This window comes from Gilvimarinus sp. F26214L (genome assembly GCF_054401055.1).
In genome coordinates, this window is the sequence record NZ_JBTIYG010000001.1 from 364,795 (window position 1) to 387,732 (window position 22,938).

The 22,938-nt window shown below is 59.1% G+C and carries 18 protein-coding genes; 3 read left to right on the top strand and 15 right to left on the bottom strand.

Translation table 11 applies throughout. The features are described 5' to 3' along the window. Positions 1 to 120: 120 nt before the first annotated feature. From ACURWW_RS01555 to ACURWW_RS01575, 5 genes are all read right to left on the bottom strand, one after another. Positions 121 to 1,122, bottom strand: a complete 1,002-nt coding sequence (locus tag ACURWW_RS01555; RefSeq protein WP_445615252.1) for a YhdH/YhfP family quinone oxidoreductase — start codon at positions 1,120 to 1,122, stop codon at positions 121 to 123. A gap of 37 nt (positions 1,123 to 1,159) precedes the next feature. Continuing rightward, positions 1,160 to 2,230, bottom strand: coding sequence for a protease SohB (gene sohB / locus ACURWW_RS01560; protein ID WP_445615253.1), 1,071 nt, complete (start codon positions 2,228 to 2,230; stop codon positions 1,160 to 1,162). A 73-nt stretch (positions 2,231 to 2,303) separates the two neighbouring features. After that, positions 2,304 to 2,915, bottom strand: a complete 612-nt coding sequence (locus ACURWW_RS01565; protein ID WP_458618426.1) for a cation/multidrug efflux pump — start codon at positions 2,913 to 2,915, stop codon at positions 2,304 to 2,306. Between the two features lie 107 nt (positions 2,916 to 3,022). Further along, positions 3,023 to 3,844: an NAD(+) diphosphatase gene (gene nudC, locus ACURWW_RS01570; protein WP_445615255.1), complete on the bottom strand. Its 822-nt coding sequence runs from the start codon at positions 3,842 to 3,844 to the stop codon at positions 3,023 to 3,025. 9 nt (positions 3,845 to 3,853) lie between these two features. Further along, positions 3,854 to 5,563 carry a pilus assembly protein gene (locus tag ACURWW_RS01575; RefSeq protein ID WP_445615256.1) on the bottom strand — a complete coding sequence of 570 codons (1,710 nt, stop codon included), beginning with the start codon at positions 5,561 to 5,563 and terminating at the stop codon, positions 3,854 to 3,856. A gap of 351 nt (positions 5,564 to 5,914) precedes the next feature. Here ACURWW_RS01575 and nhaB point away from each other — a divergent pair, with 351 nt between their 5' ends. Next, positions 5,915 to 7,411: a sodium/proton antiporter NhaB gene (gene nhaB / locus ACURWW_RS01580; RefSeq protein WP_445615257.1), complete on the top strand. Its 1,497-nt coding sequence runs from the start codon at positions 5,915 to 5,917 to the stop codon at positions 7,409 to 7,411. A 30-nt stretch (positions 7,412 to 7,441) separates the two neighbouring features. Here the strand turns inward: nhaB and sthA are convergent, their stop codons facing one another. From sthA to ACURWW_RS01630, 10 genes are all read right to left on the bottom strand, one after another. After that, positions 7,442 to 8,830 carry a Si-specific NAD(P)(+) transhydrogenase gene (gene sthA / locus ACURWW_RS01585; protein WP_445615258.1) on the bottom strand — a complete coding sequence of 463 codons (1,389 nt, stop codon included), beginning with the start codon at positions 8,828 to 8,830 and terminating at the stop codon, positions 7,442 to 7,444. A 91-nt stretch (positions 8,831 to 8,921) separates the two neighbouring features. Beyond that, positions 8,922 to 9,179, bottom strand: coding sequence for a (Na+)-NQR maturation NqrM (gene nqrM / locus ACURWW_RS01590; RefSeq protein WP_445615259.1), 258 nt, complete (start codon positions 9,177 to 9,179; stop codon positions 8,922 to 8,924). Positions 9,180 to 9,242: 63 nt separating this feature from the next. After that, the gene (locus ACURWW_RS01595; RefSeq protein ID WP_445615260.1) at positions 9,243 to 10,172 is read right to left on the bottom strand and encodes an FAD:protein FMN transferase; all 930 of its coding nucleotides are present in this window, start codon (positions 10,170 to 10,172) and stop codon (positions 9,243 to 9,245) included. 148 nt (positions 10,173 to 10,320) lie between these two features. Continuing rightward, entirely contained in the window at positions 10,321 to 11,541 is a 1,221-nt protein-coding gene (nqrF, locus tag ACURWW_RS01600) for an NADH:ubiquinone reductase (Na(+)-transporting) subunit F (RefSeq protein ID WP_445615261.1), read from the bottom strand. Positions 11,542 to 11,617: 76 nt separating this feature from the next. Beyond that, complete coding sequence (nqrE, locus tag ACURWW_RS01605; RefSeq protein WP_445615262.1) at positions 11,618 to 12,226, bottom strand: NADH:ubiquinone reductase (Na(+)-transporting) subunit E; 609 nt, start codon at positions 12,224 to 12,226, stop codon at positions 11,618 to 11,620. 3 nt (positions 12,227 to 12,229) lie between these two features. After that, the gene (locus ACURWW_RS01610) at positions 12,230 to 12,886 is read right to left on the bottom strand and encodes an NADH:ubiquinone reductase (Na(+)-transporting) subunit D (RefSeq protein WP_445615263.1); all 657 of its coding nucleotides are present in this window, start codon (positions 12,884 to 12,886) and stop codon (positions 12,230 to 12,232) included. Continuing rightward, positions 12,886 to 13,665: a Na(+)-translocating NADH-quinone reductase subunit C gene (locus ACURWW_RS01615; RefSeq protein ID WP_445615264.1), complete on the bottom strand. Its 780-nt coding sequence runs from the start codon at positions 13,663 to 13,665 to the stop codon at positions 12,886 to 12,888. Before ACURWW_RS01615 ends, ACURWW_RS01610 begins: the two co-directional genes overlap by 1 nt. Beyond that, positions 13,658 to 14,860 (bottom strand): NADH:ubiquinone reductase (Na(+)-transporting) subunit B, encoded by a 1,203-nt coding sequence (locus ACURWW_RS01620; RefSeq protein WP_445615265.1) that lies wholly within the window; start codon positions 14,858 to 14,860, stop codon positions 13,658 to 13,660. Before ACURWW_RS01620 ends, ACURWW_RS01615 begins: the two co-directional genes overlap by 8 nt. Positions 14,861 to 14,863: 3 nt before the next feature. After that, a complete protein-coding gene (locus ACURWW_RS01625) occupies positions 14,864 to 16,207 on the bottom strand; it encodes a Na(+)-translocating NADH-quinone reductase subunit A (RefSeq protein ID WP_445615266.1) in 1,344 nt (447 codons plus the stop codon). Between the two features lie 561 nt (positions 16,208 to 16,768). Further along, on the bottom strand, positions 16,769 to 18,169 hold the full coding sequence (locus tag ACURWW_RS01630; RefSeq protein ID WP_445615387.1) for a glyceraldehyde-3-phosphate dehydrogenase: 1,401 nt from the start codon (positions 18,167 to 18,169) through the stop codon (positions 16,769 to 16,771). A gap of 384 nt (positions 18,170 to 18,553) precedes the next feature. Between ACURWW_RS01630 and mfd the strand changes: the two genes are divergently transcribed. Together mfd and ACURWW_RS01640 are read left to right on the top strand one after the other, a co-directional pair. Then, positions 18,554 to 22,027 (top strand): transcription-repair coupling factor, encoded by a 3,474-nt coding sequence (mfd, locus tag ACURWW_RS01635; RefSeq protein WP_445615267.1) that lies wholly within the window; start codon positions 18,554 to 18,556, stop codon positions 22,025 to 22,027. Continuing rightward, positions 22,028 to 22,906: a peptidoglycan binding protein CsiV gene (locus ACURWW_RS01640; RefSeq protein ID WP_445615268.1), complete on the top strand. Its 879-nt coding sequence runs from the start codon at positions 22,028 to 22,030 to the stop codon at positions 22,904 to 22,906. Positions 22,907 to 22,938: the final 32 nt, after the last annotated feature.

Consider the following 22,938-nt stretch of genomic DNA (forward strand, 5'->3'; position numbering starts at 1 on the left):
CGTGGAACGGGCATAGCTACATTTCCGCGACACAGTCGCGGTTTTTCTGCCGCCCGGATGGAGCAGTGGAAGCACAATTTTCCATGCCAAAAGGTGGTGGGCGCAGGGGATTTCCGCGCCTCAGGCGCGGAGGTCAACCACGTAGCGGCCCACCGCGTGCCCATTGAGAATACGGGTAAGATGCTCCGGCACCTGATCCAGACTGATGCTCTCAGCCATCCTTTCAAGATTCGGGAGCCGGAAGGCTGTCGCGAGAAGCTGCCAGTTCTCCTCCTTCCGGGCCAGGGGCAGTTCCACGCAATCGACCCCCAGCAGATTCACGCCCCGGAGGATGAACGGGAGAACACTGGCGTGAAAGTCGGTCCCGCCGGTCAACCCGCACGCGGCGACGCTGCCTGAGTAATGCAGCGACTTGATGATATTGTTGAGAATCTCCCCGCCGACACAATCCACACCGTGAGCCCACAGGGGTTTTCCGAGTGGGCGCCGGGTGGCATCCGACAGAGTGCCGCGGTCCAGCACCTGATGAGCACCGAGACTGCTGAGCCATTCACTCTGCTCCAGTTTGCCGGTGAGAGCACAAACCTTGAATCCCAGGTGATTCAACAAGGCAACGCTAAAACTCCCGACCCCTCCGGTAGCACCGCTGACGATCACCGTGCCATCGCTGGCATCAGCACCCATATGCAGCAGCTTGCTCACGCAGAGAGCCGCCGTGAAGCCGGCCGTGCCGATGATCATGCTCTCCTTCAGGCTCAGGTTGTCCGGGCAGCGTACGGCCCAGCCGGCGGGAACCCGGATTCGCTGGCCCAGACCGCCAGCGGTATTCATCCCCAGGTCATAGCCAGAGACGATAACGGAGTCGCCCGGCTGGAAGCGGCCGCTTCGGTCCTCCAGGACCACGCCGGCTGCGTCGATTCCGGGCTGGTGAGGGTAGTCGCGCGTTACCCCCGGTCGACCGGCGGCGGACAGTGCATCCTTGAAGTTAAGAGACGAATAGTGCACATCCACCAGCAGTTCCCCCTCGGGAAGCTGGTCGGTGGTCCTTTGGACGATCCGTTGCTCGAACTGGTCTTTGCCGGTGGGTTCAACCCACAATGCCTTGAACTGCTGGTCGGACATGTCTGACTGGCCTCCTGGAAAAGGTACTGAATGCGGATCAGGAGAAGAAGCGGGTCGTCTGCAGTCGCCCCCACCAGGTGAGCAACAAGCGGTCCAGCGCCTGCTGGGAGGCCAGCCCGAAGCGCTCGGGCAGGGTTTTCCTGAACACATACTCCACTTCAAAAATATCCGCGTCGTCCACCTGAGCGGTCAGGTAGTCGTCGCTGGTTTGGACCTCGTCAATCAGTTGTTTTTCCACGGCTTCGCTGCCGTACCAGGTTTCACCGGTCGCCACGGCATCTACATCCAGTTTCGCGCGATTGTCGCGAATGAATGACTTGAAGAGCTGATGGGTGTCCTCGAGCTCCTCGGCAAACTTCTGCCGATCTTTGTCCGTATTTTCCGCAAACATGGTCAGCGTACGCTTGTACTCTCCCGCCGTTTCCATCTCATAGTCCACGGGGATGCGCTGCAACAAGCGATGGAAATTGGGAAGTTGCCCCACCACACCGATCGACCCGATGACCGCAAACGGGGCGGCCAGGATCCGGTCAGCCACACAAGCCATCATGTAGCCTCCGCTCGCAGCCACTTTGTCGACACAGACAGTCAGCGGGATTTTTCGACTTCGGATGCGACTGAGTTGGCTGGCTGCCAGGCCATAGCTGTGCACCAGACCGCCGGAGCTCTCAAGGCGCACTACAACTTCGTCCTCGGGGGTGGCAACGCTCAGGACCGTGGTGATTTCTTCGCGGAGATTGCTGGTGGCGCTGGCCTTCATATCGCCATCAAAGTTGAGAACGAACACCCGCTTGCGATCGGTCTTGTGGTCTCCAGAGGAGCGTTTTCTAAAGGCCTTTTTCTTTTCCGCTTGCTCTTTCTTTTCCCGCTGCTTGTCCAGTTTGCCTTGAAGTTTTACCAGGTGGGAGTCGAGCACGGCCTTGCGCAGGATATCCCCCATGTGCTTGTACCAATCATTGAGCTTGGTTACCTGGATGTGGCCGTGGTGCTCTCGTTTCCCGCCCCCCTTGTGAGTCAGGGCGCTGATCATGCTGACGATAACCACGATCGCGATAAGAATGGTTGCGGTCTTGGCCAAAAACAGGCCGTACTCAGTGATGAATTCCAAGAATGCTTTCCTTCTGTCTAAGTCAAACACCCGGCTCCAGGGAGCCGGGTGTCAGGCGTCAAAATCGATTCGTTTATTCCCAGTGTTGGAGTGCGGTCCGGGCCGGATCGTTCAATGGGCGGGCAAGGAGGCCCGAGTGCGAGAGCAGTATCTCGTAGAGCGCATCATCGGCCATAGGTACAAAGGTGGCGCTGCCGTACACCGCATCAATCAGGTTGAAGGCCCCGTTCTGGCGGTGAAAGAACTCCCACACGTCGACACCGGTGCGGTTATCGCTGAGGGCGTACACCGTCCTTTCCGCGCTGCGCTCCATCTCCAGAGAGTAATACCGTCCGCTGATGCGATCCAGGCGGAAGCCCGGCTTGATTCCGAGGGCGGCCAGGCTATCCGGCCACTTGATCAGGCGCGCATCCAGTTGCCATTGATCACCCGCCAGTTCGTAGCGGTTTTCCCGGCCATCGCTGTCCACGAGCAGAGCGCTGAATCGTTGGGGCCCAAGTTGTTCGAAACTGATGGTTGCCACGGATTTTTCCGCGACGATTTGCTTGTAGCTGTACAGGTCCAGGGCTGCCATGGTCAGCACGATGCCGACGGCCACCAAGGCCAGTCCGGACATCCCCCGCAACCAGCCAAACAGCCAGCCGGGACGCACGAGAATCTTCAGTGAGAAACCGACAACGATCAAGCCAACTATGATTATTGCTATGGCCAAAACGCTGTAGAACATATAGATGGGCCTCGATCTTCGCCGGGAAATCTGACGAACCCGTCAACAGCAAAGCCCGGGCTGTATCACCGGTTCCGGCTGTCCACAAAGTGTTTTATTAACATGCCGGACAGCGTACCCGCCGGCGGAATCAAGGGCAAGTTTTCGTAATGATACCAGCGAGCGTCGGCAATTTCCTCGTCATCCACGGCAATATCGCCGTGATCATATTCCGCATGGAACCCCAACATCAGCTGGCCCGGAAAGGGCCAGGTCTGGCTCCCGAAATATTGAAGCTCGCGCACCTGCAAGGCCACCTCTTCCGCCACTTCGCGGCGCAGGGCGGCCTCCACCGATTCTCCCGGCTCCACGAAGCCCGCCAATGCGGTGTAGAAGTTCCCCCTCGATTGTTTGTGCCGGGCCAGCAGGCATTCATTCCCCCGGGTAATCAGCACGATCACGCAGGGCGAAATGCGCGGATAGTAATGAAGCGCGCAGCGTTCACACACGCGTGCCCGTTCGCCCAGGTGAGCTACGGTGGGGCTGCCGCACTGCCCACAGTACTGGTGACTGCGGTCCCAGTTGAATACCTGGAGGGCACAGCCGACCATGTCGAATTCCGGGGCGCCGATGGCGCCGTTGCCGATCAGTGCCCGCAGGGGCACCCAGTGAAGGGAGGGAGGTGGCACCGCGTCCGGCGCTACGTCTACAGCGTAGACCGGTCGGCTGCCAAACAGACCGATGTAATGTTGCTCCCGGGGAACGAGCCCGGCGAAGCGCCAGGCGGCCTGGTCGAGGGGCCGCCACATGGGATCATCTCCCATGAGCAGCCGCCCCTCACTCACAACCACGTAGCAGGGCTCGTCCACATCGGCAGGAGGGGAAAATCCGGGAACGAAATCGCTCATGTGCCTGCCCTAGGGTTTGACCGCATGACCGAGCGCCGCGAGGCTTTCTTCGGCGATTTCCAGGATGGAATCCCCCGCGTTTCGGTCGCTTTTTACCGCGTCCAGATAGTACTCCAGACCAATGACCGCATCAGCAAAGGTTTCCAGCAGATGCTGCAGCGCGGCGGGCTGATCGTTGTGCAGCAAGGTATCGCTGACAAATTCCACACAGGCGGACACCACCTGGCTGGCGCGGGCCAGACTCAAAACAGCCATTCCGCCCCGAACGCTCGTCAGGGTCGCCGCAACATTCTTGATGTGCCCCCGATCGTAATTGGATTCAGCGAAAGCGTTCAGAGCCCGTTTCACCAAAGCCAGTCCACTCTCCGCCTCCTGCAGAACGATCAGTTCCGCTTCCGCCAGCTGGCTTGAAGCGATGACCTCCTGGCGGGCAATGGAGTTGGCCTGAGCCAGTTTCTCGTCGGAAAGATTGGAGATCTCCAGGCTGGAGATGGTGCTCTCGATATACAGAACCACATCCGCCACGTCGATCATGGTCTGGGGATCCGCCTCGCCCGGCGAGTCCCGCCAGGCTTCCACCTTGGCCATCTCCTCTTTCAGGGCATTGCTCGGCGAGATCAGGCCAACCACACTGAGGATCTCAGCCACTTTGCCCATCATACCCAGCAGCTCGTCGAAGTCGGAGATCGCGTCCACGCCGCTTTGAGATGCGCGCTCCAGAACATCCTTGATCTTGTTGAGTTCCTCGCGCATGACAGCGGCCACCGAGTGCACGGTGGTGGCGCTGGGCCCCAGGAGAACTTCCCCCTGGCGGCTGAGTTCCCGATCCAGGATGCCCGGAGGGTCGTGGGGGAAAGCCTCGAGGATTTCGGTGGCGCTCTTGGTACTGGCCCCGGAGATCGATACCAGGTACACGCAATCCTTGATCAAAGTGGCCGGAACGTCCTGATCCAGTGCCGCCCTGCCCTTGGTCTGAAGGGCTTTAATCTGCCGATCGATGGCGCCGAACAGCAACTTGCGACCGCGGTTGATCTCCATCTGTTCGGTCGCCATGACCTCAAGCGCAGTGGCAGCAACCCGCCACAAGGTGCCCATTGGCCGATCACCGGACACCGCTGCCAGGCGCTGCATGGCTCGCTGCATCATACCCAGGGAAGGCTTCACCAGCCGCCCCTGCAGCACATTGACCAGCCCGGCCTGATACATGTGGCGCAAGCGCCGCACCAGGGCGGTCAGATCTTCCCCCAGCGCCGCGCTTGTTTGCCCCGGCAAGGGCCTGGCCCGCTGCAGGTCGAGGGGGAAGAAGTAGCTTTCTTCCAATAGCGCCGCTCCACGAGCCTGGCGCAGATCATTGATAGTGGGAATCAGCAAAACGGGCAGCGCGCGGCGGGTCTGCAAGGTATACTCGATGTACCGGGGTATGACGAAGAACGCGTCGGTGAGCGCGCCCAGCCGCCGCTCCAGTTTTTCGTCGCCTACCGTGATCTCCGTCGCCAGAGCCAATGCTTCTTGCGCGAGCAGGTCAGCTCCCTTGAGCTGTACCAGACTCAGAGTGCCGGTGATCTGCTGCAGCCCTTCGATGCAACTCTGCAATAGCTCACTGCTATCCATGTCGGCAACGAACTGCTCGAGTTTCCCGGCAGACTGCTCGATGGTCGCCACCAGTTCGTCATGAACCAGACCAAGGGAACTCAGATTGATGCTAGCGCTTTGGCTCACCGGGTTTTCCTTTCAGTAATGCAATGCGTAAATGCTTAAGCTCATTCTCCCCGCTTGGCGCCAGGTATCTCACTCTGGAAGCGAGCAGGGACCGGGCGGCAGCAGGGGGCTCTAACTTATCAATTTATAGCAGAAAATCATATACGCGCTGGGGTCTTAGCGGATTTCCGCCGGGCGAGGCGTGATGCGCCGCAAAGCCGCTCAATTTCTGATCGGCCTGTTCGCACCCCGTGTAGGGCGCGCAAGCGAGGAAGGCGCAATGTCCGGTCGGTCAGCCACAGAATCGGCAGGCCCGGACTGTGCAGGACTCGCCCGCCCGAAATCGCCAAAATTCAGGATGCAACACTTCCCATGACCACTCCAATGTTTTCCGCCTTCTCCGGCAACTTTCTAGGCAACTCTCCAACGTGGTACAAGCAGGCGATCCTCGGCTTTCTGATCCTCAACCCCCTCGCCGTTCTCGTGCTTGGTCCCTTCGTTACCGGCTGGCTGCTGCTGGTGGAGTTCATCTTCACCCTGGCCATGGCCCTGCGCTGCTACCCGCTCCAGCCCGGCGGCCTGTTGGCGCTGGAGGCCGTTTTGCTGGGATTGACCACCCCGGAGATGGTTTATCAGGAAGTGCTCAACAACCTTACTGTCATTTTTCTGCTGATGTTCATGGTTGCAGGTATCTTCTTCATGAAGGACCTGCTGTTGTACATTTTTACAAAGATGTTTATCCGCGTCCGGTCCAAGGTGGCGCTCTCCCTCCTGTTCTCCGTGTCCGCGGCGACACTCTCCGCCTTCCTGGACGCTCTCACCGTAACCGCAGTGCTCATTGCAGTTTCAGTGGGATTCTACTCGGTCTACCACCGATTTGCGTCCGGAGCTCCCCAGCAACACGACTTCTCCAATGATTTACTGGTGCAGGAGTATCACCGATCGGATCTCGATCGGTTCCGTGCCTTTCTCCGCAGCCTGGTCATGCATGGCGCGGTGGGAACCGCGTTGGGAGGCGTCTGCACCATGGTCGGTGAGCCACAGAACGTAATCATCGCCCAGGTCGCGGGATGGGATTTCGGCGAGTTTTTCCTGCGCATGGCGCCGATCACCATGCCCGTGCTGGTCTTCGGCCTGAGCACGGTGATCGTCCTGGAGAAGGCCAAGGTTTTTGGCTACGGCGCCACACTTCCGGACACCGTTTACAAGGTCCTCGTCGAGTTCGCAGAAAGCGAGGACAAGAAACGCAGTCGACGGGAGCAGATGCAGCTGATTACCCAGGGCGTTTGCGCCCTCCTCCTGGTAGGGGCGCTGGCGTTTCACGTCGCGGAAATCGGATTGATCGGCCTCACCATCATAATCCTCCTCACGTCCTTCAATGGCATCACCGAGGAGCACAGGATCGGCCGCGCATTCGAGGAGGCGCTGCCGTTTACCTCATTGCTGGTGGTGTTCTTTGCGATTGTGGCCGTGATTCACGGGCAACATCTGTTCACGCCCATCATCAACTGGGTACTGTCACAAGAGGCGGAAAACCAGGCGCCCGTCCTGTTCGTAGCCAATGGCCTGCTATCCGCAATCAGCGACAACGTGTTCGTTGCGACGGTCTACATCAGCGAGGTCAGGTCTGCCCTTGAAGCGGGCGAGATATCCCGCGAACATTTCAACAATCTGGCGGTGGCCGTAAACACGGGGACCAATCTCCCCAGCGTGGCCACACCCAACGGCCAGGCCGCCTTCCTCTTCCTCCTCACCTCGGCACTGGCTCCACTGATCCGGCTATCCTACGGGAGGATGGTCATGATGGCGCTGCCCTATACATTGGTATTCAGCGTCGTGGGCATCACGGCCGTGGTAATGGCTTTTTGATTCCAGCACCATTCCGGATCACCGCGTCAGTCAGCGGCGATTAAGTCGGTTGATGCCTTCCAGGGCCGCAGTTCGGTAGGCTTCCGCCATCGTGGGGTAGTTGAATACCGTGTCCACAAAATAGTGGATATTGTTAGCCTCTCCGGGCTGCCGCATGATGGCCTGGCCGATGTGGATGATTTCCGACGCTTCTGCACCAAAACAATGGATGCCGAGTATCTGAAAGGTCTCGGTATGAAAAAGTATTTTCAGAACCCCCACATCCTCGCCACTGATCTGGGCTCGTGCCGTGTTCTTGAAATAGGCGCGTCCCACTTCATAGGGGACTCGGGCGGCAGTCAGCTCTCGTTCTGATTTGCCCAACGAGCTGATCTCCGGGAGGGTGTAGATGCCCGTCGGCGTTTCGGTAATCGAATCGCGTTTTTCCCCCAGGATGGCTGCAGCCACGACTCGCCCCTGGTTGTAGGAAGCACTGGCTAGGCTCGGCCAGCCGATCACATCACCAGCTGCATAGATATTGGCGATCGCCGTCTGATAGCTGCCGTTTACCTGTAACTGACCCCGGTGGTCTGCCTGCAGGCCTACATTTTCCAAGCCGAGGTTTTCCGTGTTACCCGCACGACCGTTGCACCAGAGAAGCGCGTCGGCCTTAAGCTTCTTGCCGGATTTCAGATGCATCTCCAGGCGATCCCGATCATCTGTAATGCACTCGAACTCCTCCCCGTGCCGCACCATTACGCTGTTGTCGCGCAGGTGGTAGCTGAGTGCGTCGGAAATCTCGTCATCGAGAAACGATAGCAATCGATCACGGCTGTTGATCAGGTCCACCTTCACGCCCATACCGGAGAAGATGGAGGCATACTCGCAACCAATCACGCCGGCTCCGTAAATCAGCAGCGTTCGCGGTGTGTGCTGCATCTGCAGAATCGTGTCGCTGTCGTACACGCGGGGATGGGTGAAATCCAGGTCGGCGGGATGGTAGGGGCGCGATCCAGTGGCGATAACCACGTTCTCACAGGTAAAAGTTTCTTTCGCTCCATCGGCGAACGTGACCTGGACCCGATGCGCATCAAGCAAATAACCGTGCCCCTTGAGCAAGCGGATTCTGTTGCGGCTGAAGTGCCGGGCGTGCATGTCCACCTGCTTGGGGATCACCTGACTCGCGGACTCGAGCACCTTCGGGAAACTGATCACCCGCGCATCGCCAATCTCGCGAAACAGAGGATTGGTGTTAAACCGAACCAGCTGCTTGATGGCATGGCGAAGGGCTTTGGAAGGAATGGTCCCCTTGTGAGTGCAATTGCCACCAACGGCTTGCTGGTTCTCTACCATGGCAACGCGCTTGCCCGCTTTCACGCAGGCCATTGCTGCCCCTTCTCCGGCCGGGCCGGAGCCAATCACTAATACGTCGAAATCCATTGTTTAATTGTTCTGAAAAGCGAGAAGAACTCAGGTCACGCAGGTACAGGGAGTCCGCGAGCGCAGAGGGGCTACGGGTCGTATAGTGGAATCAGCTTCGCTGATCCGCTGCTCCGGGGCGGCCCGCCGCGGCGTCATAGGCAAGGTCGGCGTTCGGTTTTTCTCCGGACTCGGCATTCTTTTCGCACCGGCCCGCCTCCCCACCGCAGATATCACAGGCGGTTTTCATACCCAACGCGCTCATGCCGCCGCACGAGCCTTTAATAGGCTCTCGGCCCATGATGACGCCAATGGACATTGCGCCAACCACCAGTAGCAAAATACAAACGCTCAGAAAAACAACCATCATAACTCTAACCAGACTGTAGGAGGATAAGGCGCGCTGTTCAGCTCAGCGCGATCGAACATGGTTTTATTCAGCATCCTTTGATTCAACATAGTTGCCAAACGCGTCGGATTGCCGGGTGAGGAAGTCATCGCCGCGTCGAATGATGAGGTAGAGCGCGATGTCCTCGTCAGCCGCGACCTCCAGCCCTTCTTCGGCCCCGAGCACTGAGAACGCTGTCGCCAGGCCATCTGCCCTTGCAGCGGTCTCGGCCACGACCGTTACCGAAGCCAGATTCTGTCGCACTGGCCGACCCACCCGGGGATCAAGTATGTGTGAGTATATTTGACCGCCCTGCTGGAAAAAATTCCTGTAATCACCGGAGGTTGCGACACCGCCCCGCTCCAGACTCAGGGCTTGCTGTACGCCTTCCGTCTCAAACGCAGGACGCTCAACGCCGATTTTCCACGTTTCACCGTACTGGTTGTGTCCGTTGACCAGCAGATCCCCCCCGACTTCGACGAGATGGTTACCGAGCCCCAATTCCTGCAGTTTGCGGCCCACGTAATCCGCTCCGTAACCTTTGGCAATCGCCGACAGGTCCAGGCTTATGGGCGCGGTCTTGCGGATTGCAGGAGGTTCGTCCCGCAGTTCCAGATGTTCGTAGCCGACCTGGGCCCGTACCCTGGCCAGAGCCTCGTCGCTCGGCACCTGTCCGTTTGTATCCACGGGTCCGAAGCCCCAGAGATCCACCAGCGGACCCACGGTTATATCGAAGGCACCACCGCTCAGATGGCTGATACGCTGCGCCTCCTTGAGCACCTCCATGAGCATGGGCGAGACGGGCAGCCACTCGTTCTGCGGCCCCCGATTGAGGCGCGACAATTCCGAATCCGGCAAATAGGTGGACATGCTCTCGTTGACTTCCGCCAGCCAGTCATCAATGGAGTCACCCAGACCCGGCGGCAACTCGGTGCCCCGTTCCGTCACCACCGTTACATGATAGCTGGTGCCCATGGTCTCACCGGCGAACCGCTCAGCACTGAAGCGGGGCGTATCGCAGGCGGCAAGAATCAACGCCCCCCAAAAGCACAAAAGCGAGGACAAAATCCTTTGCCTCGCTTTTGCGGTGATGCTTCCATGAAATGGTGCGGCCATCGGGTATCTAGCCACCGAAGTCATCGAGAAGAATGTTCTCATCCTCGACACCCAGATCTTTGAGCATCTTGATCACGGCGGCGTTCATCATGGGGGGGCCGCACATATAGTACTCGCAGTCTTCCGGCGCCGGATGGTCCTTCAGGTATTGCTCATAGAGCACGTTGTGAATGAAGCCCGTGAGTCCCGTCCAGTTGTCCTCGGGTTGAGGGTCGGACATGGCCACGTGCCACTGGAAGTTGTCGTGCTCCTCGGCCAATTTGTCGTATTCATCCTGATAGAAGAGCTCGCGCAGGGAGCGGGCCCCGTACCAGAAGCTGATCTTGCGCTTGGAGTGCAGGCGCTTGAGCTGATCAAAAATGTGAGAGCGCATGGGCGCCATACCCGCACCGCCACCGATGAACACCATTTCGGCATCGGTGTCCTTGGCGAAGAACTCCCCGAACGGACCGAAGACCTTGATCTTGTCCCCCGGTTTCAGGCTGAACACGTAGGACGACATGATTCCCGGGGGAATGCCCTGACTCTTCGGAGGCGGAGTCGCGATCCGGATGTTGAACTTTACGATACCTTTCTCTTCCGGATAGTTCGCCATGGAGTAGGCCCGGATCACCGGCTCGTCGTTCTTGCAGACCAGGTCGAAGAAGCCGAAACGCTCCCAATCAGGACGGAATTCCTCTTCGATGTCGAAATCCGAGAACTTCACTTCGAAGGGTGGAGCTTCCAGTTGCACGTAGCCGCCGGCCCGGAAATCCACATTTTCACCTTCCGGCAGCTTCAAAGTAAGCTCCTTGATAAAGGTGGCCATGTTGGGGTTTGAAACAACCTCACACTCCCACTGCTTGACCCCGAACACTTCTTCGGGAATGCGAATTCTCATGTCCTGCTTGACCGGAGTCTGGCAGGACAAACGCCAGCCCTCGCGCGCTTCCCGGCGTGTAAAGTGCGCCGACTCGGTCGGGAGCATGGCGCCGCCGCCCTCTTCCACGATGCACTTGCACTGGGCGCAGGAGCCGCCGCCACCGCAGGCGGAAGCGAGGAACAGCTCATTGTTGGCGAGGGTTTGCAGCAGCTTGTCACCGGCAGGCACAGTGAGGGTACGCTCATCGTTGACGACGATATTGACATTGCCACTGCTGACCAACTTGGAACGCGCAACCAGAATGATGGCAACCAGCGACAACACGATCGCTGTGAACATTGCGACGCCAAGGGTTATTTCATTCATACTTCGCTACCTGCAAATATTGTTAACTGTGAGCCGTTTTTGCGCTTACCAGGAGCCTGTGGTCTCTATCAGCAAATCAGAGGTCGATGCCACCAAAGGACATAAAACCGAGCGCCATCAGCCCCACCGAAATGAAGGTGATGCCCAGGCCCTGCAAACCCGCCGGCACGTCGCTGTACTTCAACTTTTCCCGGATACCTGCAAGTGCAACAATGGCCAGAGCCCACCCGGTGCCGGAGCCCAGACCGAAGGCGATGCTTTCGGGGAAGGAATAGGTTCGCTCCACCATGAACATCACGCCTCCGAGAATGGCGCAGTTTACGGTGATCAGTGGCAGGAACACGCCCAGAGCGTTGTACAGTGCCGGAATGTACTTATCCAGAAACATCTCCAGAATCTGCACCACGGCCGCGATGACGCCAATATAGGTGATCAGCCCCAGGAAGCTCAGATCAACGTCCGGCAGCCCCGCCCAGGCCAACGCGCCATCCGCCAGCAGATACTGAAGGAGCAGGTTGTTGATCGGCACAGTCAGGCCGAGCACCACGATGATGGCGATGCCCAGGCCGATGGCGGCGTCGATTTTTTTCGAGATTGCCAGGAAGGTACACATGCCCAGGAAGAAGGCCAGGGCCATGTTTTCGATAAAGATCGAACGAACGAAAAGACTCAGCAAATTCTCCACGACTTACACCTCCACCGGCTGAGTGTTGCGGGCAATACGGTACTCGGGCTCTTCCACCTGAGCCGGCTTCCAGGCGCGCAGTGCCCAGATCAACAGGCCGATAATGAAGAAGGCGCTTGGCGCGAGCAGCATCAGACCATTGGGCACATACCAGCCGCCTTCGCTGACCCGCGGGAGAATGGTGTAGCCGAGCAGAGTTCCGCTACCAAAAAGCTCGCGGGTGGTGCCCACCAGAACCAGGACAATGCTGTAGCCCAGGCCGTGCCCAACGCCGTCGAGGAAGCTGGCCGTGGGGCCATTCTTCATGGCAAAGGCTTCAGCCCGCCCCATGACGATACAGTTGGTAACGATAAGGGCCACGAATACGGACAGCTGCTTACTGATGTCGTAGGCCACGGCGCGCAGCACCTGGTCTACCAGGATTACCAGCGAGGCAATGATGGTCATCTGCACGATGATGCGGATGTTGCTCGGTATATGCTTGCGCACGAGCGATACGAACAGGTTCGAAAACGCAACCACTGCCGTCAGTGCGATACACATGACGAGGGTCACGCTGAGCTTCGTAGTAACCGCGAGGGCCGAACAGATCCCGAGGATCTGCAGGGCAATCGGGTTATTGTCGAATACCGGGTTGAAGAGGAGTTCTTTGGTCTTCATTACGCGTCACCTGCCTTTAAGTTGCGCAAAAACTTGGCGTATCCCTGCTCCCCCATCCAGAAATTGAGCATATTCTGCACTCCGCGCGTTGTCAGCGTCGCACCGGAGAGGCCCTGAACCTGATACTGGGCGTTGGGGTTGTCCGGCTCCACTTCGCCCTTGACCAGCTGGATGTCCACCTGCCCGGGCTCCTGCTCATAGACGCGCTTGCCTTCCCATTGCTCTTTCCAGCGGGGGTTGTCCACCTCGCCACCGAGACCCGGGGTCTCCTGGTGCTGGTAGAAGCCAAGACCGATAACTTCGTAGTTCTCCGCCTCCAGAGCGATGAAACCGAACAGTGTTCCCCACAGGCCATAACCGCGAATTGGCAGAATGATAGTTGTGGGTTCACCGCCGCTTCCCGGCACCTCATAGACGCGGGCGTATTTTTCCTGGCGATTGATGCTGGCGATATCCTCGTCGTCCGTCAGCGGCGTGGACATTTCCGGGTCCCGGCTGGCGGTCAGCTCGTCGTACTCGGTCGGATCCACTGCGTCCGTGTAGGTGCCCGATTCCAGATCCACGACCCGGGTATTCACCGCCTCGAACTGCTCCTGGACGCTGCGGTCCTCCTCGAGCATACCCGCAATGGAGAGGATGTTTCGCTGAATGTCCGCGCGGCGGTTCTGCTCCTGGTAGGGCTTCAACATTACCGCTGCGGTCGAGACCACCACCGCGCAAACGAGGCACAGAATGGTGGCAACCGTAAATGTCTTCTTGATCGTATCGTTGCTAGACACGCGCTAACCTCCGCTTGACGTTGGCCTTGATAACGAGATGGTCAATGAGCGGAGCAAAGAGGTTGGCAAACAGGATTGCCAGCATCATGCCCTCGGGAAATGCCGGGTTGACCACCCGGATCAGCACCACCATGAAACCAATCAGGGCGCCGAACCACCATTTGCCCACATCAGTCATGGAAGCGGAGACCGGATCCGTCGCCATGAAAATCATGCCGAAGGCGAAGCCGCCCAGTACCAGGTGCCAGGCCGGGGACATGGCAAACATCGGGTTGCTGTCGGAACCGATCATGTTGAACAGCAGCGCAGTGGCGATCATTCCGATCAGAACACCACCGACGATGCGAATGGAGGCAATCCCCATAAACAGGATGACGGCACCGCCCAGCAGAATGGCCAGGGTCGAGGTCTCGCCGATGGAACCGGGGATGCGGCCCAGGAAGGCGTCCAGCCAGCTCACCTGTTCCTGCAATGCAACCATGCCATCGGAAGCCGCAATGGACAGGGGCGTCGCCGCCGTGTAGCCGTCCACGCTTGTCCAGACCGCATCCCCGGACATGGAGGGCGCATAGGCAAAGAACAGAAATGCGCGCCCGGTGAGTGCCGGGTTAAGGAAGTTCTTGCCGGTCCCGCCGAACACCTCTTTCCCGATCACCACGCCGAAGCTGATGCCGAGGGCCGCCAGCCAGAGGGGAAGATCCGGCGGACAAATCAGTGCAAACAAGACAGAAGTAACGAAGAAGCCCTCGTTGATCTCATGGCCACGTTTGATAGCGAAAAGGACTTCCCAGAACCCGCCGACAATGAACGTTACTGCGTATATCGGCAGGAAGTAGGCAGCTCCGTGCCAGAAGTTGTCCCACCAGCTGTTGGGGTCGTAGCCCGCCAGTAGCTCGATGATCGGCCCATGCCAGTCGGTCACGCCGGCAATCCCCTGAGCTGCCATGATGGTGTTGGCGTGCCAGCCGATGTTGTACATACCGTAGAACATCGCCGGAAAGGTACACAGCCACACGGTGATCATGATGCGCTTGAGGTCGATACCGTCACGCACATGGGCAGTGCTTTTGGTGACATCACTCGGCTGGTAGAAGATGGTGTCCACTGCTTCATACAGCGCATACCACTTTTCGTACTTGCCGCCCTGATGGAAATGAGGTTCCAGTTTGTCGAGCCAGTTACGTACTACTTTCACGGCTTAGCCCTCCCGCTCGATTTTGCTGAGATTGTCCCGCAGGATGGGGCCGTACTCGTATTTGCCTGGGCATACAAAGGTACATAGGGCGAGATCTTCTTCATCCAGTTCCAAACATCCGAGCTGCTGCGCCGATTCCGTGTCGCCAACAATCAGAGCCCGGAGCAACTGCGTGGGTAATATATCCAGGGGCATGACCCGCTCATAGCTGCCCACCGGCACCATGGCACGCTCACTGCCATTGGTCGAGGTGGTAAAGCTGAACTTCTTGCCCTTGAGGAAGTTTGACAGGTAGATCGGCAGCGCCGAGAAGCGGTCACCGCCGAGCTTCAGGTAGTGGAGGAAGGGCCGATCGCGACCTTCCAGCAGTACGGACACCTGGTTGTGATAGCGGCCGAGGAAGGCAAAAGGTCCGTTTGCGTGGCGGCCCCCAAACACGGACCCGGAGATGATGCGGTTTTCACCCGGCTGCAGTTGTCCCGCGGTCAGCTCCTCCAGGTTTGCGCCCAGACGCGTACGAAGCAGGCGCGGCTTCTCCACCTGGGGACCGCCCAGGGCGACAACCCGTTCCGCGGAGACCTGGCCGGTAGTGAACAGACGGCCATAGGCGATGACGTCCTGATAGCCGATGGTCCAGACCGTCTTCTGGCTGCTGACCGGGTCCAGGAAGTGAATGTGGGTTCCGGCATTGCCCGCGGGGTGCGGGCCACCAAATTCGTGCACTTCAACCTGGCTGCCGCTCTTGATATCCAGCTGGGCATTGGCTCCTGTGCAGACAAACACCTTCCCGTCGGTCAACCGCGAAAGCAGCGCCAGGCCGTTATTGAAGTCTTCAAGCGCTTCACCGATGACAACACGCGGGTCCGCCGCCAGCGGCTGAGTGTCCACGGCGGTAACAAAGATCGAATGAGGCTCTGACTCCACATCCGGGACCTTGCTGTAAGGGCGCGTTCGCAGTGCGGGCCACTGGCCGGAATTGATGAGGTTCTCCCTCACCGTTTCTCTATCGAGGCTCCCCAGCTCCCCGGCTGAATAGCTGGCAAAGGTTTCGCGCTCATCCCCTTCCACATCGATTACGACCGACTGGAGGACCCGCCGGGCGCCACGATGGATGGCCGATACAGTCCCGGACGCGGGTGCCGTATAGATGACCCCCGGAGTCTTCTTGTCGGTGAAGAGGGGCTGACCCAGCTTGACCTTGTCGCCCACCTGGACGGCCATCGTGGGCTTCATGCCGTGATAATCGCTGCCGAGCACGGCCACGGAACGAACCGGTGGGGCCTCGGCGATGGACTGCTCCGGCTTGCCGGTGATGGGTAAATCTAATCCTCGACGGATCTCGATCATACGTCTAAGCCTAATCTAATTCGAAAACGGAGATTGAATGCTCATCTGTGAATCCGGCAGGAGCGATGAGCCGAGGGAAGACCTTCAGAAGGCAACGAGGCCATGCAGAACTTTCTTCGATGGACAGCATTAGCTGGCGAGCCTGAGAAATATCCAACACTGCTTCGTGCAACCCCAATGGAACTTCACCCTTGAGTGCAATCGATGTCCACGCCGCCGACATCCCCGCCGCGCCCATGCGCGGCACAGCCCGGGCACCCGCCCTCAATTCCGAATGCGCTGCAGCGAGATCCTTGCGAGGCTGCCAGTCCGGCAAAGGTGGTGATCGGCGAAACGCCCAGGCCAAAAATCGGGCGCAATTATAAAGATGACGCCTAAACCTTTCCAGTTTTAATCGCTTTTTTTGGCATTGGAAGTGTTTATCGCAACCACTTTGGTGCAAATTGCGCGCAATTGGCGCAAAACCCGGTGCACAGGGCCATCAAACCCGGTCGGGCAACACAAGAGGAGGAGTGCACGGGAGCCACCCGGGGAGGGGCTCCCGTGCAGAGAAGGCCGGGACTAAAGCTTGCTGTCCAGGGGGTACATCCGATACTGGACGCCGGCCATGTCTTCCAGGCAACGAACCACCTGGCAGCTATAACCGAACTCGTTGTCGTACCAGCAGTAGAGTACCGCGTTATCACCCTCTACGATGGTAGCCCGGCTATCGAAGACACAGGCGTGGCGCGAGCCTACGAAATCCGTCGAAACCACCTCCGGGGACTGGGTATAGTCGATCTGGCGTTGCAGCTCCGAATGCAGAGCCACATCCCGCATATGATCGTTCAACTCGTCCTTGGTGGTTGCCTTGCCCAGACGGAGGTTCAGAATGGCCATGGAGACGTTGGGTGTGGGCACACGGATAGCGTTGCCGGTCAGCTTGCCCGCCAGTTCCGGCAAGGCCTTGGACACAGCTTTGGCAGCGCCGGTTTCGGTCAGCACCAGGTTCAGAGGTGCGCTGCGGCCGCGCCGCTCTCCCTTATGGAAGTTGTCGATGAGGTTCTGGTCGTTGGTATAGGCGTGGACCGTCTCCACGTGCCCGTGGATCACACCGTACTTCTCCATCATGACCTTCAGCGGCGGAACGATGGCGTTGGTGGTACAGGAGGCAGCGGAGATAATCCGGTCATCGGCGTTGATCTCGTCGTTGTTGATGCCGTAGACGATGTTCTTGATATCCCCTTTACCCGGCGCGGTCAGAATGACCTTGCTGACCCCGGGACACTTCAGGTGCTGGCTCAGGCCGGCTTCGTCGCGCCACACCCCGGTGTTGTCCACAACCATGGCATTGGATATGCCGTACTGTGTGTAGTCCACTTCGCTCGGAGAATCGGCATAGATCACACGGATTTCGTTGCCGTTACAGATCAAACTGCTGTTTTCCTCGTCGATACGGATGGTGCCCTTGAAAGAACCATGTACCGAATCCCGACGCAGCAGGCTGGCGCGCTTGACCAGGTCGTTGTCGGACTTGCTCTTGCGCACCACAATGGCCCGCAGTCGCATGATATCGCCGCTGCCAGCCTTGTCGATCAGCAGACGGGCGACCAGGCGGCCGATACGGCCAAAGCCGTACAGAACGATGTCCTGGGGCGCCGGAATCGGGCGGTGGTCGGTGCCTACCAGCGCACCCAGCTCACTCTGAAGAAAGGCCGGTATATCGGCGCCGTTACCATTGTTCACCTTCATGTGCTTGACGGTCAGCTTGCCCAGGTCCACGTGGGCATGACCCAGATCCAGCTCCGAAAGCGCCTGCAGGATGGGAAAGCTCTCGAATTCCGACAATTCGTTGGACTCGATCTGGCGCACAAAACGGTGGGCCTTCATGATGTCGATCACCGAGCGGTTTACCAGGGAGCGACCGTACATGTAGATTCCTACATTGCGATCCCGATTCAGCTTGCCGATCAGGGGAATCATGGCTTCCGCAAGCGCTTCCCGTTGCTTCCAGTCTTTAAAATAATCGTCCGGTCTTGGTCGTTGCTTCACGTATGGCTACCTTCTCGTCGTAGGAAAACAAACTCGGGTGATTGCGCCCGCCCCGGCCCCTTTGGCGCGACTCGCGGGGGTCGATATTATCCCGGCAGGCTGGAGCTAATGCAACAGAGAAGCCCGTGGCACAGATTGCCGTGGCACAGATTGCGCATCCGGTTCTGCCCCGCTCCGCACGAATGGGTGAAACTCGTTACAATACCCGCCGCTCTCGGATCGACCCAATTCGTCGTCTCCCGTCTCCCCGGCCTGACCTAGGACTCCGTGGCCACTCGGGGGACATTCACCACAGCAGCAGACAGTGCAGGACCCATGACAGCAGAGAACCCCCTTCGACCGCCCTACCCCACCCGTGCCGGCGACCGTCGCCGCTGGGGGTCCCTGCACGGAAGCGCGGCAGCGCTCTGCGTCGCTTCTGCTGCCGGCACCCACGAGAGCCTGACCGTAGTCATCACCGCCAACAGTGCCTCGGCGGCCGCCCTGGAGGCCGAGCTGGGGTTTTATCTGAACAATGACGAGGGCCTCGCCCTCCCGCTGCTTCAGCTGCCCGACTGGGAGACCCTGCCCTACGACTATTTTTCGCCCCACGAGGACATCATCTCCGACCGGCTGCGCACCCTCTATCAGCTGCCCATGCTCAAGCGCGGGATCCTGGTCGTCCCGGTAACCACTTTGTTGCATCGACTGGCTCCGCCCGAATATCTACAGCAAAACAGCCTGATGCTGGAACGGGGCCAGAAGCTGGAACTCCTTGCCATGAGCCAACGGCTCCAGCGCTCCGGCTACCGCAATGTGGAGACCGTGTATGAGCACGGTGAATACGCCGTCCGGGGCTCGCTCCTTGACATCTATCCCATGGGCAGCCGTCTGCCCTACCGCATTGACCTGTTCGACGATGAAATCGAGTCTCTTCGCACCTTTGATCCGGACACCCAGCGGACTCTGGAACAGATCGACTCCGTCCGACTGCTGCCCGCCCGCGAGTACCCGCTGGACAGGGATGGGATTACCCGCTTTCGCAACCAATGGCACCAGACCTTCGACGTGGACCATCGGGCCTGTCCGCTGTACCAGGAGGTGAGCGCCGGCGCCGCCCCCGCGGGCATCGAGTATTACCTGCCGCTGTTTTTTGACGAGTGCGGCACCCTTTTCGACTACCTGCCCGAGCAGAGTCTTGTTTTCACCCTGGGGGACCTGGAAACCGCAGCCAACAACTTCTGGGAAGAGGCCAGCCGTCGCTATGAAAGCCGGCGTGTGGACCCGGAACGGCCGATTCTGCCCCCGGCCGCCATTTTTGTCGGCAGCGACGGGCTGTACGGCGCCCTCAAGGGCTACCCGCGGGTCGATTTGCAGGGCCCCGAGTCGGAGGCCGCAAAAACCACCGAGTTCGCCACGGCCCCGCTGCCGGACCTGACGATCAATGCCCAGCTGGCCAACCCCCTCAGCAAACTGGAAAATTTTCTGCTCGCCAGCGACGAGCGCATTCTGTTTTGCGCCGAATCCGCGGGCCGGCGGGAGACACTGCTTGGGCTTCTGAGCAAGATCGGGGTAACCCCCGAAACCTGTGATTCCTGGGAAGGGTTCCTGGCATCCGACGCGAGGCTGGCCATTACCGTAAGCCCCATGGACCGGGGGCTCGTTCTTGCCAGCCAGGGCGTCGCGGTGATTACGGAAGGCGAACTGTTCGGAAACCAGATCCAGCAGCGCCGGCGCCGCCGTCAGAGCCAGGAGTCGGCCGACCAGGTAATCAAGAACCTGACGGAACTCAGCATCGGCGCTCCCGTGGTGCATGTGGATCATGGTGTGGGTCGCTACCGCGGCCTGCAGATCATCGAAGTGGAGAATCAGGCCCAGGAATTTCTCGTGCTCGAGTACGCGAACAATGACAAGCTCTTCGTTCCTGTGGCCAACCTCGAACTGATCAGTCGCTACACCGGCGCGGATGAAGAGTCGGCGCCTCTGCACCGGCTCGGCGGCGAACAGTGGCAGAAGGCAAAACGCAAAGCAGCGGAAAAGGTCCGGGACGTAGCGGCCGAATTGCTGGATGTCTACGCCCGGCGCGCCGCCAAACCCGGCTTCTCCTACCGGGATCCGACTGCGGATTATGAAAAATTTGCCCAGGCCTTCCCCTTTGAAGAAACTCCGGATCAGGAGGCAGCCATCGAAGCCGTGCGCGCGGACATGTTTGCGCCTCAACCCATGGACCGCCTGGTGTGCGGTGACGTGGGCTTTGGCAAGACCGAAGTGGCCATGCGCGCAGCATTCATCGCAGTTCAGAACAACAAGCAGGTGGCTGTTCTGGTCCCCACCACCCTGCTGGCGCAACAGCACTACGCCAACTTCAAGGACCGCTTTGCGGACTGGCCGGTGACTGTGGAAGTTCTGTCCCGCTTTCGCAGTACACGTGAAGTGGAAGGAGTGCTGGACAACCTCCGTGCCGGCAAGGTGGACATCCTTATCGGGACCCACAAACTGCTGCAGTCGGGAATCGAATATCAGAAGCTGGGCCTGCTGATCATCGACGAGGAACACCGCTTTGGCGTGCGACAGAAGGATCAACTCAAAGCGCTGCGTTCCGAGGTGGACATTCTCACCCTGACCGCCACACCGATTCCGCGCACTTTGAACATGGCCATGTCCGGCATTCGCGACCTGTCCATCATCAGTACCCCGCCGGCCCGGCGCCTTTCGGTCAAAACCTTCGTGCGCCAGCATGATCAGGGCCTTGTAAAGGAAGCCATTACGCGGGAGGTTCTGCGCGGAGGGCAGGTTTACTACCTGCACAATGAGGTGAAAACCATCGAAAAGACGGCCCGCGAACTCCAGGATATTCTTCCCGAGATCCGCATTGCCATTGGCCACGGGCAATTGCGCGAGCGTGAACTGGAACAGGTCATGAGCGACTTCTACCACAAACGCTCCAACGTTCTGGTCTGCAGCACGATTATCGAAACCGGCATTGATGTGCCCAATGCCAACACCATCATCATAGACAGGGCGGACAAGTTTGGCCTCGCTCAACTGCATCAGCTACGCGGGCGCGTGGGGCGCTCTCACCACCAGGCTTATGCCTACCTCCTTACACCGCCCCCCAAGCAGATGACCAAGGATGCGGTCAAACGCCTGGACGCCATTGCCAGTACCGTTGATCTCGGAGCCGGCTTCGTGCTGGCGACTCACGACATGGAGATCCGCGGAGCCGGCGAGCTCTTGGGCGATGAACAGAGTGGGCAGATTCAGAACATCGGCTTCTCCCTGTATATGGAGCTTCTGGACCGGGCGGTGAAGGCGCTGCGGGAAGGCAAGACGCCGGACGTGGACCTGTCCCAGCCCGAGAGTGTGGACATCAATCTGCGCGTTCCCGCGCTGATCCCCGACGACTACCTGCCCGACGTCCACACCCGCCTGATCATGTACAAGCGCATCGCCGGAGCCCAGAACGAGGAGGAGTTGCGGGAGCTGCAGGTGGAAATGATCGATCGGTTCGGCCTCCTGCCCCCCGCGACCAAGAACCTGTTCCGCATTAGTGAGATGAAACTCCGGACGGCCGCCCTGGGCATTGCCAAACTGGAAGCCGGTGGCCAGAGCGGGCGTATCGAGTTTGCCCAGCACACCAGCGTAGATCCCCTGGTAATCGTCAAACTGGTGCAAACTCAACCACAAAACTTCCAACTCAGCGGTGCTAATCATTTAAAATTCAGCGCCGATATGGACAATAGCGAAGCCAAGTTCGACGCCGTCGAACAGGTCCTGGACCTCCTCTCCCGCAAAGAACAGGCAGCCTAAATGAATTCATCAAATTCCAATTGCCACCCTGTGCACACCATCGTGCGCGGTTTCAGCGTGATGTGCGTGCTGGTTCTCGCCGCCTTTCCGGCCTGGGGGCAGACCACTGCAAGTGAAGAGCGCTGGTACCAGGTCGAGCTGATTGTCTTTGAGCAGGGTGGCGACCCCCAGGACGGTCAAGAGAATTGGCGTACCGACATCGAGCTGGATTACCCCCTGCGGTGGCGGGAACTGCATGACCCCGATGCACCCACCACAGTAGAAGAGGGATCGCCGATCGGCGAGAGCCGGGGTGAATCCGGCAGTTCCGACGATGAGGCGTACGTGCTTCTGCCCGATGACCAGCTGGGTCTGAATGCCGAGCTACGCCGCCTCAGGCAAGGCCGACAGTACCGTGTGCTGTTCCACGGCGGCTGGAGACAACCTTTCGTGGAAAACCGCCGTGAGCCGAGCATCCTGATCTTCGGCGGGGAGGAGTTCGGGGATCATCACGAGTTGGAGGGCAGCATCAACCTCAATCTTCGAACCTATCTACATATTGAAACCGATTTATGGTTATCCCGATTTGCAACCAACTTCGGCCAGGAGCGCCCACCCTGGCCTCCCCTGCCCTGGCCACCCAACCGGCCCCTTGAGGCCGATCAGCTGTTCACCATTGATGACCGGGGCAGCGGTCTTTGGCATCAGCTCAATCAGGGTCGTGAAGATCAGTTCGACGAGATTTTGTCTCAGCCGTATGTGGTCGAGAACATTGTCGGGATGCAGCAGGAACGCCGCATGAGAAGCGAAGAGCTTCACTACATCGACCACCCGAAGATGGGCGTGCTCGTGAAGCTCACGCCGTATGAAAAAGAATCCGAAGAGAACAGAGTCGACTAGGTAATCGACCCTTCAGGTCCTGGAGCCCGCCA